This window comes from Novimethylophilus sp. (genome assembly GCF_036504375.1).
Taxonomy (GTDB): domain Bacteria; phylum Pseudomonadota; class Gammaproteobacteria; order Burkholderiales; family Methylophilaceae; genus Novimethylophilus.
Window position 1 is genome coordinate 44,056 of sequence record NZ_DASXVH010000028.1, and the last position, 14,517, is coordinate 58,572.

General features: G+C 53.7%; 17 protein-coding genes. 7 read left to right on the top strand and 10 right to left on the bottom strand.

The window, feature by feature from the left end; translation table 11 throughout:
* Nucleotides 1-12 precede the first annotated feature (12 nt).
* From VGK14_RS03550 to VGK14_RS03565, 4 genes are all read right to left on the bottom strand, one after another.
* Nucleotides 13-549: a c-type cytochrome gene (locus VGK14_RS03550; RefSeq protein WP_331507554.1), complete on the bottom strand. Its 537-nt coding sequence runs from the start codon at nt 547-549 to the stop codon at nt 13-15.
* Nucleotides 550-660: 111 nt separating this feature from the next.
* A complete protein-coding gene (locus VGK14_RS03555) occupies nt 661-1,200 on the bottom strand; it encodes a c-type cytochrome (protein ID WP_331507555.1) in 540 nt (179 codons plus the stop codon).
* Nucleotides 1,201-1,326: 126 nt separating this feature from the next.
* Nucleotides 1,327-2,262: a substrate-binding domain-containing protein gene (locus tag VGK14_RS03560; RefSeq protein WP_331507556.1), complete on the bottom strand. Its 936-nt coding sequence runs from the start codon at nt 2,260-2,262 to the stop codon at nt 1,327-1,329.
* A 110-nt stretch (nt 2,263-2,372) separates the two neighbouring features.
* Complete coding sequence (locus tag VGK14_RS03565; RefSeq protein WP_331507557.1) at nt 2,373-4,250, bottom strand: methanol/ethanol family PQQ-dependent dehydrogenase; 1,878 nt, start codon at nt 4,248-4,250, stop codon at nt 2,373-2,375.
* A gap of 258 nt (nt 4,251-4,508) precedes the next feature.
* On the opposite strand from VGK14_RS03565, the gene pip reads away from it, so the two are divergent.
* The gene (gene pip / locus VGK14_RS03570) at nt 4,509-5,471 is read left to right on the top strand and encodes a prolyl aminopeptidase (protein ID WP_331507558.1); all 963 of its coding nucleotides are present in this window, start codon (nt 4,509-4,511) and stop codon (nt 5,469-5,471) included.
* Nucleotides 5,472-5,494: 23 nt separating this feature from the next.
* Entirely contained in the window at nt 5,495-6,772 is a 1,278-nt protein-coding gene (locus VGK14_RS03575) for a YhjD/YihY/BrkB family envelope integrity protein (protein WP_331507559.1), read from the top strand.
* Nucleotides 6,773-6,781: 9 nt separating this feature from the next.
* Here VGK14_RS03575 and radC read toward each other — a convergent pair whose 3' ends face one another.
* On the bottom strand, nt 6,782-7,456 hold the full coding sequence (gene radC / locus VGK14_RS03580; protein WP_331507560.1) for a RadC family protein: 675 nt from the start codon (nt 7,454-7,456) through the stop codon (nt 6,782-6,784).
* A gap of 49 nt (nt 7,457-7,505) precedes the next feature.
* On the opposite strand from radC, the gene coaBC reads away from it, so the two are divergent.
* The 4 genes from coaBC to rpmG all read left to right on the top strand — a co-directional run bounded on the left by coaBC (nt 7,506) and on the right by rpmG (nt 9,662).
* Entirely contained in the window at nt 7,506-8,705 is a 1,200-nt protein-coding gene (coaBC, locus tag VGK14_RS03585; RefSeq protein ID WP_331507561.1) for a bifunctional phosphopantothenoylcysteine decarboxylase/phosphopantothenate--cysteine ligase CoaBC, read from the top strand.
* A 4-nt stretch (nt 8,706-8,709) separates the two neighbouring features.
* The gene (gene dut, locus VGK14_RS03590) at nt 8,710-9,156 is read left to right on the top strand and encodes a dUTP diphosphatase (RefSeq protein WP_331507562.1); all 447 of its coding nucleotides are present in this window, start codon (nt 8,710-8,712) and stop codon (nt 9,154-9,156) included.
* Nucleotides 9,157-9,246: 90 nt separating this feature from the next.
* On the top strand, nt 9,247-9,483 hold the full coding sequence (gene rpmB, locus VGK14_RS03595) for a 50S ribosomal protein L28 (RefSeq protein WP_331507563.1): 237 nt from the start codon (nt 9,247-9,249) through the stop codon (nt 9,481-9,483).
* 11 nt (nt 9,484-9,494) lie between these two features.
* The gene (gene rpmG / locus VGK14_RS03600) at nt 9,495-9,662 is read left to right on the top strand and encodes a 50S ribosomal protein L33 (RefSeq protein ID WP_331507564.1); all 168 of its coding nucleotides are present in this window, start codon (nt 9,495-9,497) and stop codon (nt 9,660-9,662) included.
* Between the two features lie 77 nt (nt 9,663-9,739).
* Here rpmG and VGK14_RS03605 read toward each other — a convergent pair whose 3' ends face one another.
* Nucleotides 9,740-10,987 carry a mechanosensitive ion channel family protein gene (locus tag VGK14_RS03605; RefSeq protein WP_331507565.1) on the bottom strand — a complete coding sequence of 416 codons (1,248 nt, stop codon included), beginning with the start codon at nt 10,985-10,987 and terminating at the stop codon, nt 9,740-9,742.
* Nucleotides 10,988-10,995: 8 nt separating this feature from the next.
* On the bottom strand, nt 10,996-12,432 hold the full coding sequence (gene mgtE / locus VGK14_RS03610) for a magnesium transporter (RefSeq protein WP_331507566.1): 1,437 nt from the start codon (nt 12,430-12,432) through the stop codon (nt 10,996-10,998).
* A 108-nt stretch (nt 12,433-12,540) separates the two neighbouring features.
* Between mgtE and VGK14_RS03615 the strand changes: the two genes are divergently transcribed.
* Nucleotides 12,541-12,786, top strand: coding sequence for a glutaredoxin family protein (locus VGK14_RS03615; RefSeq protein WP_331507567.1), 246 nt, complete (start codon nt 12,541-12,543; stop codon nt 12,784-12,786).
* Between the two features lie 52 nt (nt 12,787-12,838).
* Here VGK14_RS03615 and rplQ read toward each other — a convergent pair whose 3' ends face one another.
* From rplQ to VGK14_RS03630, 3 genes are all read right to left on the bottom strand, one after another.
* Entirely contained in the window at nt 12,839-13,225 is a 387-nt protein-coding gene (gene rplQ / locus VGK14_RS03620) for a 50S ribosomal protein L17 (protein WP_331507568.1), read from the bottom strand.
* 10 nt (nt 13,226-13,235) lie between these two features.
* On the bottom strand, nt 13,236-14,228 hold the full coding sequence (locus tag VGK14_RS03625) for a DNA-directed RNA polymerase subunit alpha (RefSeq protein ID WP_331507569.1): 993 nt from the start codon (nt 14,226-14,228) through the stop codon (nt 13,236-13,238).
* A gap of 27 nt (nt 14,229-14,255) precedes the next feature.
* Nucleotides 14,256-14,517 (bottom strand): 30S ribosomal protein S4 (locus tag VGK14_RS03630; protein WP_331507570.1); only part of this gene is annotated, 262 nt, incomplete at its 5' end.

The window sequence follows — 14,517 nt, forward strand, 5'->3', positions numbered from 1 at the left end:
CTGGTTTTTTTATTACTCGTTGCCGGTAGTCTTGCCGTGGGTACGTATCCAGGCTTGAATCTGCAGCACTTCGTCCGGCATCAAGCCGTTATTGGGGTCCGTCGGATCCATCAGCCCTTTGCCCTTGGCTCCCATCCCGCCATTGGTACCGTGCCAGATGGTTTCGAACATGCCTTTATTGGTCGCGTCCTTGGCATATTTGAAGTCAGGGCCATGCAGGCTGGGACCAGTTTGCCCTTGCGCGTCGCCACCATGACATTGGGTGCAGGAATATAATTGGAACAATTTCTTGCCCTTATCGATAGCCTCTTGCTTGCCGATATATGGATTTTTGCCCGTCGCAACAAATTCCTTGGCTGCAGGGGTATCAAACAGCTCAGGCTTGATCGGCATCGGGCTGCCATCCTGCGTGACTACAAAATCGATTATCTTGCCGCTGGTTTCAACAGCCGCAGCCTTTTCACTCTTACCCGCAGTTCCGCCTTTATCGCAGGCCGCCAAAGCGAAAACCGAGATTGCTGCTATCGTAAGCATTACGATTTTCTGCATGATTTTTCCTATCGCTCAAAGGAAGAACATTTTAACTTAAAAACTCCAACCGCCTAAAACACAACGGCCGTCAATCCAAGGATGACGGCCGTTGCAAAAATATTTCAGCGATTACTGAGCAGGTTTCTCATCCAGCCAGGGCTTGTCGCCACCACCCTTATACATGGAGCGTAACCAGCCGATGATGACCAAAATATCATCAGTAGAAAGCAATTCCGGATTTCCGGAAGGTTGCTGATGCCAAGTCGGCATCCCGGCATCGGAACCGCCGGCAATAGTCTCGAATATGCCCTTGTCGGTCACATGCTTGGAATATTGCCAACGGTCATCGGTAATGCTCGGGCCGGTTTGACCGCCGGCATTGCCACCGTGACATTGAGTACAGGAATAATAGCCGAACTTCTTTTTCCCGGCTTTTGCAGCTTCGGCATCGGCAACAAAACGCTTGGTATAAGGATTGACGCAGGTTTCCAGGAACTGTTTGGCTTCCGGTGTATCCTTGTCAGTTGGCTTGATAATAAGCGGCTCATTACCTGCCTTGGTAGACACGAACTTACATTCGGCAGCCGCATTTCCACTGATAACCATTGCACCGCCCAGTGCCAGTACTGACAAAATCCACCGGGCTCTGCCTAATTTCCTGCTAACCATGTCGTCTCCTCGATTATAGATTTAAGTTACAGCTTCAATTTAAACATACAGCAATTTGTATTTCAAATAACGAGCCCGCACCGGATATGGTTGACTCCGCGTCAACAAATGTCCATTGGCGAACCATTATTCAAACTTTGGAATAGCGTCGCCGCGGTCTTTGTCTTTCGACTGACTTTTAACCATTTCAGTCTTGCGCTCGTCCACTATTTGCACATTCGGGATTCCGTAATCATTCAGAATCTTCTGAATATCGCCCTTACGCCGCTCAAGAACTTCATTAATCATCGTTATGCGCTCTTTATCCTTTTTGCGAACACCGACGGAAATATTCCAATATTCCTTACCGTGCACATTATTTTGTTCATACTCCGGGGCTGGCACTACGACCAGATCCGATCCCGCTCTTTTGGCGAAGTAACCACCAATGGGGCCCCATACTACAGCGACATCAATGTCGCCCTTGACCAGATCGTCGATCATGAAGCTCGGGGGCAGGTTCAGGTCTCGCATAATGCGATACGGGCGTGAATTTTCCAGTAAGCCCTTATCTGATAAAGGTCGAGTGGGAGGGGTCTGGCCGATAACACCGATTTTGGCTTTGTGCAGATCCGGGGAATCCCAATCTTTAATATTCAAGCCACTGCCTTTCTTGTAAACGAAGACATAGCCTGAGCGGTAATACGGCTTGGATGTCAGCATCATATCGTTGCCCGCGACAGTGCCGATGATCACATCACAACGTCGTGCATTCAATGTATTGCGGATAAATCCTATGCGATCGTACCAGAACTGATACTTAACCTGTTTTCCCAGATCCTTCGCTATCAGTTCGGCAATCTTATTCTCAAACCCTTCCATCTTGTCGTTTGAATAAGGAAGATTATCCTTATCGGCGCATACGCGGAATTCACCCGCGTCTTCGGTGCGCACAGGCTCTCCACCACGGCCTATCTCCGCATCAAAATCCAGTTCCTGCTTTACTGCTTCAGCTGCGTATCCGTTTGTCGCAAACACACCGAATATCACTACAACTGCAAAACATTTCAATTTGGCAAGCATTCCCCATACCTCATCGTCAATTTAGTGGATGTGCGCTTTAAGACAAAAAACACCCCGCCGAAGCGGGGTGTTTAACTGACACACTAACTGACGGTTAGTTCTGTAACGAATTACAGGCTGAACACGGTCAGTGCACCGCCGCCAGGAGCAGCGTTGTACTTGGTCAGTTCCTTGTAGCCACCAGCAGCACCCAGTGCGTCGGTGTCGTTGGTCAGGCCCAGGTTCATCGCCACGCCAGCCCAGCCGCCGATACCGGACAGCACGCCAACGTATTGTTTACCCTTGTGGCCATAGGTAAAGGCATTGCCGATCACGCCGGAACCAACTTGGAACTTCCACAGCTCCTTACCGTTCTTCGCGTCAACAGCCTTGAACCAACGGTCCAGGGTGCCGTAGAACACGATGTCGGATGCGGTAGCCAGAGAACCGCCCCATGCGGAGAATTTCTCTTTGTTGTACCACGCGGCCTTGCCCTTGGAACCATCCCAGCCCATGAAGCCGCCCATCACGCCATCCGGACCAGCAAACATGGTCAGGGTAGCGCCAACCCAAGGTTGACCGGCAACGTACTTGGACTCAACCGGCTCGTAAGTCATGCAAACGTGGTTGAGCGGAACGTAGAACAGGCCGGTCTTGGGAGAGTAAGAAGCCGGTTGCTCGTCCTTGGTACCCAGCGCTGCCGGGCAGATGCCCTTGGCGTTGTAGTCTTGGTGGGTGGAGTACTTGGCATCCTTATCAGGTACGCCAGACTTCATGTCAACCTTGGTTGCCCAGTTAACGAACGGGTTAACCTTTTCAGCAACCAGCAGCGAGCCGTTGGCAGCGTCAAAAGTGTAGCCGAAACCGTTACGGTCGAAGTGCGTAGCCAGCTTCTTGCCACCCTTGTCCCACAGGATAACTTCGTTAATGCCGTCATAGTCCCACTCGTCGTGCGGGGTCATTTGATAGCCCCACTTGGCGACACCGGTGTCGACGTCACGGGCGAAAATGGTCATGGACCACTTGTTGTCGCCAGGACGAACGTCCGGGTTCCATACGGACGGGTTACCGGTGCCGTAGTAGACCAGGTTGGACTTAGGATCATACGGCCACCAGCCCCATACGGAACCACCACCGTGTTGCCAGCCATCCTTGACAGCTTGCGGCTTGAGCCAGGTCTTCACGCCAAGATCCTTTTCCGGGAACTTGAGTTGATCCTTGGACAGAGCCTTGAAGGAACCACCCTGCTTGTTACCACCGTTCACATCTTCATAAACGGACAGAGCATTGTAGTGCGGGTTGGCAGAGTTGAAATCAGCGCCGATCAGGACTTCGCTGTCCGGGCCAGTGCTGTATGCCTTCCAAGCCAGGGAGCCATCCTTCAGGTTGTAAGCGGCGATGAAGCAGCGAACGCCGAATTCAGCACCGGAACAACCGGTCAGAACCTTGTCCTTGATGACGTGAGGAGCATTGGTGTTGGTTGCGCCAACCTTCGGGTCGTTAACCTTCACGTCCCAAACCTTGGCACCGGTCTTCGCATCCAGAGCGACCAGCATGCCGTCGTTCTGTTGCAGGAAGATCTTGCCGTCGCCATAGCCCAGACCACGGTTCACGTTGTCGCAGCACAGCACTGCTTGAACGGACGGATCCTGCTTAGGGAAGTAAGCCCAAGAGATCTTTTGGTTGTCATTCAGGTCCAACGCGTAAACGTTGTTCGGGAACGCAGTGTGAACGTACATCATGTTGCCAATAACCAGCGGGGAACCTTCATGACCGCGGTTTACACCGGTAGCGAATGTCCAGGCAGCCTTCAGGTTCTTGACGTTGCCCTTATTGATTTGGGTCAGTCCGCTGAAGCCTTGGTTGGTATGGTCATGACGTGGGTGGGCCCAGTTATTTTGATCCGCAATTGCGGCCTCTTGATCTGCAGCAGCCATGGCAGCCATCGGCATCGCGACGGACATACCAAGTGCAACACCAAGAGCGACCTTGATTTTGCTCATCTCCATGTTAAATCTCCATAGTGATTACTAAGGGTTTAGAGTAAGCGTGGCCTCCTCGGGGTTCACGCCATCCCTAGGGATGGCACAAAACCTTTTGGAGACCAGCTTCGCAACACTTTTTAAGTGCAGCTGATGCATGGTAGATCAGTCACAATCGATTTGCAACACCATCGCAACAAATTGATCGAGCCTTGAAATATCCTACCCTGCGGTGGTGCTATCATACACAAAAAAATATCGGACACAATAGGGGCGCGACATCCCATGGCATCTCCCTCTGAAAGCCTTATATTTCCTGCCATTGAGCCCTATAGCAGCGGTTGGATTCAGACCTCGTCGGTACATAAATTTTATTATGAGGAATGCGGCAATCCTGCTGGTGCGCCAGTCATAGTACTGCATGGCGGCCCCGGCAGCGGCTGCACGCCGGCGCAACGGCGTTTCTTCGATCCCGCCCACTATCGAGTCGTCCTGTTCGACCAACGCGGCTGCGGCCGCAGCGAACCTGCGGGTTGCACCGAGAATAATACGACGCAGGACTTGATCGCTGATATCGAATGCCTGCGCCAGCATTTGGATATTGGCAAATGGCTGGTATTCGGCGGATCCTGGGGCAGCACTCTGGCGCTAGCTTATGCTGCAACCTACCCGCAGCACATATGTGGGATGGTGCTGCGCGGCATTTTCCTGGCTCGCAGCAATGAACTGGATTGGTTTTTGCATCAGGCCCGCCACATCTTTCCTGAAACCTGGGAGCAATTCGTCTCGGCCCTAGCCCCAGAGGAGCAAACAGATATTCTTACTGCTTATGCGCACCGCATATCCAACGACGACGCCTCGCTACACATTCCCGCAGCTCGCATCTGGAGTGCGTATGAAACCTCCATCATGACCCTGCTGCCGACCGAGCCATCCTCTACCCCTTTAACCGATGCCGCCATCCTGGCACGCGCTCGCATACAATTACATTATCTGACCAACGGCTGTTTCATATCAGACACCCCTCTTTTGGATCAGGTGCAAAGCTTCCGCCATATTCCAGCCGCAATCATTCAGGGCCGCTACGACATGGTATGCCCCATATTGAGCGCGCATGAATTGCATAAGGCATGGCCCGAAACCGACTTTCATATCGTCCCCGACGCAGGTCATGCCGCGTTCGAGCCCGGCATCGCCGCGGCGCTCATTCAAGCCACGGAACGCTTCAAATCCGGCCAGAATCCATAACGGCAGCACAAGTGCCGCACACAATGCCATTCATTAAAGCCAAAAAAATCGCAGGCCGAAGCATCGCCGCCCCCAAGGCAGTGATGGCGCGCCACCGCTACAGCGCTCCCCTATTCGTGCTGAGAGAGTCGCTGTCGGCCTTTAGACGCCACAATGGTTTTGGAATATCCGCCTCGCTCTCGTTCTACGCCCTGTTTGCAATGATTCCCATGGCGTTGCTGATTTTCTTTTTGCTAAGCCATTTTGCAGTGTCTTCCAGCTACGCCATCGTGAAACTGGCAATACTGGTCAGCAACCTGGTGCCGAAGTACAGCAACCGCATCATGATCGAGGTATACAACATCGCCAAGCACAAAGCGGTATGGGGGGTTTTTGGCATGATCGCTTTACTATGGGCGGCAACACCGCTTGCCGGAGCGTTGCGAAGCGCCTTTTTCACGATAGCCCGAGTTGCGGAACATCCTTCCTATCTAAAGCGCAAGCTGGAAGACGTACTGGGAGTCGTCGGCATTCTGGCCTTATTTTTTCTTTTCACTTTTAGCGGCCTGATGCTGGAAAAGGCTTTGGGCATCTTCAGCCACTTGCCCTGGTTTGCCAGCACGCTCAACTGGCTGGCCTCGCTGATTGTCAGCACATTATCGATCGCCCTTTTTTATCGCACCTTCTCTCCTGCCGTCACCAGATGGCGGCATATTTTAACTGGATCGCTCATTACCGCCCTGCTGTGGAGCGCAATGCGGCCGGCATTCGGGCTCTTCCTGATAGCCAACCATTCATATGGCACGATCTTCGGTGGCATGAAAAATCTGTTCCTCTCCATCGGCTGGCTCTATTACGGTTTCGTCGTTTTTCTGATCGGCACTGAAATCATCGCCACCCTGCATAAACGGGATGTGCTGATGCTGCGCGGCCTGTTCCTCGACACACCGTCCGATCCCGACCAGTACCACAGCAGGCTGATGGCTTTGTTCGGCCGCACTTATCAGAAACATGAGCCCGTCTTTCGGCAAGGCGAGACAGGAAACAGCCTGTATTACATACTCTCAGGCGATATCGCCATTCGGCATGATCACCATCTATTGAGAACGCTTGGGGCAGGCGGTTATTTTGGCGAAATGGCATTTTTGACTGGTACGCCACGTACCGCCGACGCTCTCGTCGAGTCCGAATCCGCGCGGATTGTTGTCATAAGCCCCGAAAATCTTGAGATGCTGCTATTAGAAGAACCCAAGGTAGCGCTGGGTTTTCTGAAGGAGATGGCGCTGCGCCTTAAAGAAAGCAACGTCCGCCAGGCACATTAGCTTTCAGATTCATAGCAATCCGCGCTCGGCAAATGACAGCGCCGTATTGCCGGCTATCACGAAATGATCGAACACCTTCACATCCACCAATCCCAGAGCGTCTTTAAGCGTTCGGGTCAGCACCTCGTCGGCGCGACTCGGTTCGGCAACCCCCGAGGGATGGTTGTGGGCAAAGATAACGGCGGCCGCATTATGGTGCAGTGCACGCTTGACGATCTCGCGCGGATAGACGGACGTTTGCGTCAGCGTACCGGAAAATAAATTTTCCGATCCGATCAAGCGATTCTGCGCATCCAGAAACAGCACCATAAACACTTCATGCTGAAGCTTGCCCAATTGCAAACGCAAAAAATTTCGCACCTGCTCCGGCGAGGACAGCACATCGCGCACCTGCATCTCTTCGCCAAGCGCGCGCTGCACCATTTCAAAAATGGCTTGCAACTGAACATATTTGCTCATCCCCATGCCATGCACCTCAGCTATGTCGGGCTGGCTGGCAGCAAAAATACCACCCAGATTACCGAAGCGAACCAGCAGATCGCGAGCCAGATCCACGGCGCTTTTTCCCTGAACTCCAATACGCAGGAAAATAGCCAGCAGTTCGGCATCGGACAACGCTCCGGCACCTTTCGCCAGCAGCTTCTCCCGGGGGCGCTCATCAGCCGGCCAGTCCGTAATCGCCATCAATAATCCTTTCGTATAGAATTGATGCAACAATAAATTTCAGAAGATTATGACGCAATCCACCTTCAAACGCCTGCTGCTTGGCATTACCGGCGGTATCGCTACCTACAAGGCGGCGGAACTGGTACGCCTGCTGGTCAGGCAAGGCGTTGAGGTGCAGGTGGTGATGACGCAGGCGGCATGCCAGTTCATCACGCCGGTGACGATGCAGGCGCTTTCCGGACGCCCGGTATTTACCGATCTGTGGGATAACCGCATAGACAACGGCATGGCGCATATCGAATTTACCCGGGATGTCGATGCCATCCTGATCGCTCCGGCCAGCGCCGACTTTCTCGCCAAGTTGGCGCAAGGCCGTGCCGATGACCTGCTTTCCACCTTGTGTCTGGCCCGCGCCTGTCCTTTGATGGTGGCCCCGGCGATGAATGTCCATATGTGGAAAAATGCTGCCACCCAACGCAACTTGGCCTTGCTGAAAAAAGACGGCGCACTGATATTCGGCCCGGGCAGCGGCGAACAGGCATGCGGCGATGAGGGATTCGGCCGCATGCTGGACCCGGAAGTACTGCTCGAAGCCCTCGAAGCCAGCCAGCAGCCAAAATTATTGGCCGGCAAAAAGTTACTCATCACCGCCGGACCGACTTTCGAGGCCATCGATGCAGCTCGCGGCATCACCAACCTGAGTTCGGGAAAGATGGGCTATGCGATCGCCCGCGCCGCGCTTGAGATGGGGGCTGAAGTCACCCTGATCAGCGGCCAAACCTCTCAAATCCCGCCATATGGCGCCAACCTGATAAAAGTTACCAGCGCACAGCAGATGCTCACCGCCGTCATGGCCAACCTGGTAAGCAAGGATGTATTCATTGCCGTGGCCGCCGTCGCCGATTATTACGTCCTCAACCCCAGCGAACAGAAAATCAAGAAAGATGCGCACATACTGACGCTGGAACTGGCACCCAATCCCGATATTCTCGCCAATGTCATGAACCTGCCGGACCCGCCCTTCTGTGCCGGGTTTGCCGCAGAAAGCGAGAATCTTATCGAATATGCGGAACATAAACGTCGCCGCAAAAATCTTCCGCTACTTGCCGCCAACCTGATCCAGGACGCTTTTGGCGGCGACGACAGCGAACTCGTGCTCCTGGATGACAAAGGCGCGCACCCCTTGCCGAGAGCGCCTAAAATCATTCTGGCACGGCAGCTGTTGCGCCATCTGGCAAGAATGCTGCCAAAAAAACCGAAGGATTAATGCCATGCATATTGATGTCAAAATACTCGACCAGCGCCTGCGCAATCATCTTCCCGCTTATGCCACAGCAGGTTCTGCCGGCCTCGATTTGCGCGCCTGCATTGAGCATGTATTGACGCTGCATCCCGGAGAGACCGAATTGTTGCCTACCGGCATGGCCATTCATTTAGCCGACCCCGGCTATGCCGCCTTGATTCTGCCCAGATCCGGCTTGGGGCACAAACATGGCATCGTGCTCGGCAACCTGGTGGGACTGATCGATTCCGATTATCAAGGCCAGCTGTTCGTCTCTTGCTGGAATCGGAGCCGCGAGGTTTTCATGCTGAACCCCATGGAGCGTATCGCCCAGCTTGTGATCGTTCCGGTAGTGCAAGCCGATTTCAATATTGTTCAGGAGTTCCCGGAAAGCCCGCGCGGCGCCGGAGGCTTCGGCAGCACCGGCAAGCATTAGGAATGCGAAGCCTGCATAATCGATGATCGGACTTGAACCGAAGCACGCTTTTATGGTATAAAAGCGGTTTTTCCAAATTCGGAGACAACCATGGCACGCGTATGTCAGGTGACCGGCAAAAAGCCGATGAGCGGGAATAATGTTTCCCACGCCAACAACAAGACCAAACGACGTTTTCTGCCCAATCTGCAGAATCGCAAATTCTGGGTCGAAAGCGAAAACCGCTGGGTGAGCATGCGCATCACCAATGCTGCACTGCGTACAATTGACAAGAATGGCATCGATGCGGTGCTGGCCGATATGCGCGCCCGCGGCGACAAGATTTGAGGGATTGAACCATGGCAACCAAGATTCGTGAAAAGATCAAGCTGGAGTCTTCCGCAGGCACCGGCCATTTTTACACCACCACCAAGAATAAGCGCACCATGCCGGAAAAGATGGAGATCTCCAAATTTGATCCGGTAGTTCGCAAGCACGTCGCTTACAAGGAAACCAAGCTGAAATAAGCCTGAATTTCCCCAATAAAAAAGCCCGCAGATTGCGGGCTTTTTTATTGCGTCACTATCTCTACCCCACCTATCTGCTAGCCAAGCATGCGAACTTCCCGCTGGGGGTAAGGAATAGCGATGCCATTGACGCGAAACTCTTCCAATATTTTCAGATATAACGCGGATTTCAGGCTGGAGAAGCCTTCTTCCGGATCATCCACCCATAGCGATAGCTGCAAATCAATTCCATTTTCTCCCAAGCCCTGCACTACGACATTCGGCTCCGGAGTTCGCAACACCCGCGGATGGCAAATCGCAGCCTCACGAACGATCTGCATCGCCTTTTCCAGCGGGCTGTCGTAGCTGACTTGCAAAGGCATCAATACGCGCGCATTGCGATCGGAAAATGAATGGTTAATGACTGTGGAGGTAATAAGCGTGTCGTTCGGGATCACGACTTCGGTACCATCCAATTTACGCAGGACCAGGTAACGCCCATGTAACTGATGAACTACGCCATAATGCCCGTCTACGGTCAGCATATCTCCCATATGCAGCGAGTGATCCAAAAGGATGATGAATCCGCTGAGATAGTTGCTGGCGATTTTCTGCAGCCCAAAACCCAGCCCGACGCCAAGCGCTCCGCCGAAAACCGATAGCAACGTGATGTCGAAGCCTACCGCGGAAAGGGCCGCCAGGACACCCACCATGATCAACAGTATGCGCAACAGCTTGGTAAGCACGACGCGCAGGTTCAGGTCGATGCGCTCGGCGCTCATCACCTTGTTTTCGAGCAATCGTCCTATCCATAAAGCCGCCACCAGGGTAGCAGCTGCCGTCACAAGAGCCTGCAGGATGAGCAAGACGGATACTTGCCGATGGCCGATACTGAAACCAGCTCCATCCAGAAAATCGACCAGTTCCGGGAGCAAGCCGGTAAGGTGCAATGCAACCATGCTCCATACCGCCGAGACAATCAGGTTTTCCGTGGCGCGCACCCAGCCGCTGGGTGCAAAAATATAGCGCAGGATATAGGCTGCGAGCCGAATCGCCGCCATCGCCGCCAGCAATGTCGAGGCCAGCTTGAGTATTCCGGTATGTTGCCAATGGTTCAAGACGAGGCGTCCGGCGGCAGTCAGCGCCAGAGCCGTCAAGGGAAACATTACATGCTTGATGCCGCCGATGCCGAGCTTCCATGTAGCCGGCGCATCTCTCATGATTTGGCGGATCAACAGCCGATTGATTACCCAGGCGCACAGCAGGCTGCTGCCAAGAATTGCCAGTTGCCACAAGACGGTCTCGGTATGTAAGTCAGCCCATATTTCAAGCCAGAATTCGCGCATGTTTGTTTTTATATAAGGAAAATCGTCGCAAGGCCAAGAAAGATGAAAAAGCCGCCGCTATCCGTAACCGCGGTAATCATAACGCTGGACCCCACGGCAGGGTCGCGCCCTGCCCTTGTCATCACCAGCGGAATCGCCACCCCCATAACTGCGGCAAGCAGCAGATTGAGGGTCATCGCAGCCATCATCACCAGGCCCAGCATGACGTTGTGGTATAGCAGGTATGCGACCAAGCCCAATACTCCGCCCCACACCAAGCCATTCAACAAACTGACGCCCAGCTCTTTATAGAACAGGTTCTTCATGTTGTGCGCGCTGATCTGCCCAAGCGCCAACCCGCGTACTATCATCGTCGTCGTCTGATTGCCGGAATTGCCGCCGATACCAGCGACAATCGGCATCAGGGCTGCCAGCGCCACAACCTTTTCAATCGATCCTTCAAACAGACCGATTACCCGCGAGGCCACAAATGCAGTCACCAGATTGATAGATAGCCAGGTCCAACGGTTCTGGACCGACTTCCATACCGAGGCGAATAAATCCTCCTCTTCCTTCAAGCCGGCCATCGAAAGCATTTCGCTCTCTGATTCCTCGCGGATGAAATCCATTACCGCATCGACGGTCAGACGACCTACCAATTTATTATTGGCATCCACGACCGGCGCCGTCACCAAATCGTAGCGCTCGAATGCGGACGATGCTTCGCTAGCCTTATCTTCGCAATGGAAAATAACGGCGTCATCCGACATCACCGAGGCTACGGTGCTCTCGGGGTCTTGCACCAACAATCGTTTGAGTGGCAGCACGCCGCGCAAGGCGTCGTCACGGTCAACCACAAACAATTTGTCGGTATGATTGGGAAGCTTGCCGAGACGGCGCAGATACCGCAGTACAACATCGAGGCTGATATCTTCACGAATAGTGACGATGTCGAAATCCATCAATGCCCCCACGGCATCCTCCGGATAAGATAGCGCCGATTGCAAGCGCTCGCGGTTCTGGCTATCCAGACTTTCCAGCAACTCCTGGAATACATCCTTGGGCAGGTCCGGGGCGAGATCGGCAATCTCGTCGGTATCGAGCTGCTCGGCTGCCGCCAACAGTTCTTCGCTGTCCATCTCCGCGATCAGCGTCTGCCGGACGGCATCGGACACTTCCAGCAGGATCTCGCCGTCGCGCTCCGCCTTGACCAGATCCCATACGATCAAACGTTGACCCAGCGGAAGAGACTCAAGAATATAGGCAACGTCAGCCGGATGCAGCGATTCCAGCTTCTTTTGCAACTCGGCAAGATTCTGTTTATGCACCAGCGATTCCACCAAGGCATGGCGCGGCATGTCTTGCTTATGCACAAGATCCTCGACCAGCTTATGCTTGTTCAGCAGGTGGATGACCTGTTGCAGGCTTTCTTGCAGGCTTTCTTTGTATTGTTCCGCTTCAGCCATGGATGCAATTGACGCTGGTGATTAGAGTGTATAGCCACATTGTAAGAAAATCATGTGACGCAAGTCCATTCAAGTTACAATTTTCTGCTTACTTCTGGAATAAATATTTTGCCTTCCGAACTCATACTCTACGGCACGTCTTCTTGTCATCTTTGCGAGCAAGCGTTGACTTGCATACTTCCTATCGGCCAGGCGCTGGACCTGAAGGTGCGAGAAATCGATATTGCCAACGATGTAGCGCTTGAAGAAACCTATGGGCTGCGCATTCCGGTTATTGCGTTCAATAGCTCAGAACTTGGCTGGCCGTTCAATGCAGAGCAAGTCACCGCTTTTCTTTACACGCACAAAGACTAAAGCCGGGTACGCTTACGCATACCCGGCTTCATATCGTAGACCTACAACCGAATTACGCAGTGACTGCTTCGGCTTCGGTATCCGGGCGATCCACCAGTTCTACCAGCGCCATCGGCGCGTTGTCACCCTGACGGAAGCCGCACTTGAGAATACGCAGATACCCACCATTGCGGGCGGCATAGCGTGGACCCAGTTCGTCAAACAGCTTGACGACCACATCCCGGTCACGGGTACGGTTAAAGGCCAGGCGGCGGTTAGCCAAGCTTGCATTCTTGCCAAGCGTGATTAGCGGCTCGGCCACTTTGCGCAGTTCCTTTGCCTTGGGCAAGGTGGTTTTGATAACTTCATGGCGCAACAAGGAGTTGGCCATATTGCGCAGCATCGCCAGGCGATGACTGCTGGTACGGTTCAGTTTGCGGTTGCTGACACGATGACGCATGATTTTATCCTCAAACCCTTTCCAGATTGGCAGGCGGCCAATTTTCCAGCTTCATACCGAGCGTCAAGCCACGTGAGGCCAGCACATCCTTGATTTCATTCAAGGATTTGCGGCCAAGATTCGGGGCCTTCAACAACTCGGACTCATGGCGCTGGATAAGATCGCCGATGTAATAAATGTTTTCTGCCTTGAGGCAGTTGGCGGAACGCACGGTCAACTCCAGATCATCAACCGGGCGCAGCAGAATCGGATCGATCTGCGGCGTAGCGCGCCCATTGGATACAGCCTCTGCAGGCGCACCTTCGAGGTCGGCAAACACCGACAGCTGTCCGATCAAAATGCGAGCGGCATCGCGAATCGCCTGCTCCGGCTCAATGGCGCCGTTGGTTTCGACGTCCATCACCAGCTTATCCAGGTCAGTGCGCTGCTCGACCCGTGCGCTATCGACGTGATAACTCACCTTGCGAATCGGGCTGAACGATGCATCCACCAGGATGAAACCCATGGCGCGATCTTCATCAGCGCTTTTTTGGCGCGAAGGTACCGGCTGATAGCCGCGCCCCATCTCAACCTTGACTTCGATAGAGAGCTTGCCGCCCTTGGTCAGGTGCGCAATGACATGAGCGGGGTTTACGATCTCCACGTCATGACCGGCATCGAAATCGCCAGCCGTCACCACGCCTTCGGCCGACTTGTTGAGTGTCAGCACAGCTTCGGTATGGTTGTGCAGCTTGAGGGCAACCCCTTTGAGGTTCAGCAGGATATCGACGACATCTTCCTGCACGCCTTCAAGCGTGGAATACTCATGCACTACGCCATCGATTTTAACTTCGGTAATGGCGAAGCCCGCGATGGAGGACAGCAGAACACGGCGCAGGGCATTGCCCAGCGTATAGCCGAACCCACGCTCCATCGGCTCGAGCGTCACACGTGCGCGGCTCGGCGAAATCGCTTCCACCTCCACTACACGCGGCTTCAGATATTCATTTGGACTGCTTTGCATCGCTGTTCCTTCAGTAAATTGTGCAGATTACTTGGAGTACAGTTCCACCACGAGAGACTCGTTGATGGTGGACGGCAACTCGTCGCGCTGCGGACGAGCCTTATAAGTACCTTTAAGCGCCTTCACATCCACTTCCAACCACTCAGGGAACCCGCGTTGTTCAGCTGCTTCGATTGCCCCCTTGATCCGCAGCTGCTGTTTGGATTTCTCGGCAACCTCGACCACATCACCAGGACGAACCTGATAAGACGGAATGTTGACACGCTTACCATTCACCAGAATGCTGTTG

Coding starts and splice junctions, on each gene's coding strand:
- VGK14_RS03565 (WP_331507557.1), bottom strand. CDS start 4,250: ATGGAGATGAGCAAAATCAAGGTCGCTCTTGGTGTTGCACTTGGTATG.
- rpmB (WP_331507563.1), top strand. CDS start 9,247: ATGGCACGCGTATGTCAGGTGACCGGCAAAAAGCCGATGAGCGGGAAT.
- VGK14_RS03575 (WP_331507559.1), top strand. CDS start 5,495: ATGCCATTCATTAAAGCCAAAAAAATCGCAGGCCGAAGCATCGCCGCC.
- pip (WP_331507558.1), top strand. CDS start 4,509: ATGGCATCTCCCTCTGAAAGCCTTATATTTCCTGCCATTGAGCCCTAT.
- VGK14_RS03555 (WP_331507555.1), bottom strand. CDS start 1,200: ATGGTTAGCAGGAAATTAGGCAGAGCCCGGTGGATTTTGTCAGTACTG.
- rplQ (WP_331507568.1), bottom strand. CDS start 13,225: ATGCGTCATCGTGTCAGCAACCGCAAACTGAACCGTACCAGCAGTCAT.
- dut (WP_331507562.1), top strand. CDS start 8,710: ATGCATATTGATGTCAAAATACTCGACCAGCGCCTGCGCAATCATCTT.
- VGK14_RS03560 (WP_331507556.1), bottom strand. CDS start 2,262: ATGCTTGCCAAATTGAAATGTTTTGCAGTTGTAGTGATATTCGGTGTG.
- coaBC (WP_331507561.1), top strand. CDS start 7,506: ATGACGCAATCCACCTTCAAACGCCTGCTGCTTGGCATTACCGGCGGT.
- mgtE (WP_331507566.1), bottom strand. CDS start 12,432: ATGGCTGAAGCGGAACAATACAAAGAAAGCCTGCAAGAAAGCCTGCAA.
- radC (WP_331507560.1), bottom strand. CDS start 7,456: ATGGCGATTACGGACTGGCCGGCTGATGAGCGCCCCCGGGAGAAGCTG.
- VGK14_RS03605 (WP_331507565.1), bottom strand. CDS start 10,987: ATGCGCGAATTCTGGCTTGAAATATGGGCTGACTTACATACCGAGACC.
- VGK14_RS03550 (WP_331507554.1), bottom strand. CDS start 549: ATGCAGAAAATCGTAATGCTTACGATAGCAGCAATCTCGGTTTTCGCT.
- VGK14_RS03625 (WP_331507569.1), bottom strand. CDS start 14,228: ATGCAAAGCAGTCCAAATGAATATCTGAAGCCGCGTGTAGTGGAGGTG.
- rpmG (WP_331507564.1), top strand. CDS start 9,495: ATGGCAACCAAGATTCGTGAAAAGATCAAGCTGGAGTCTTCCGCAGGC.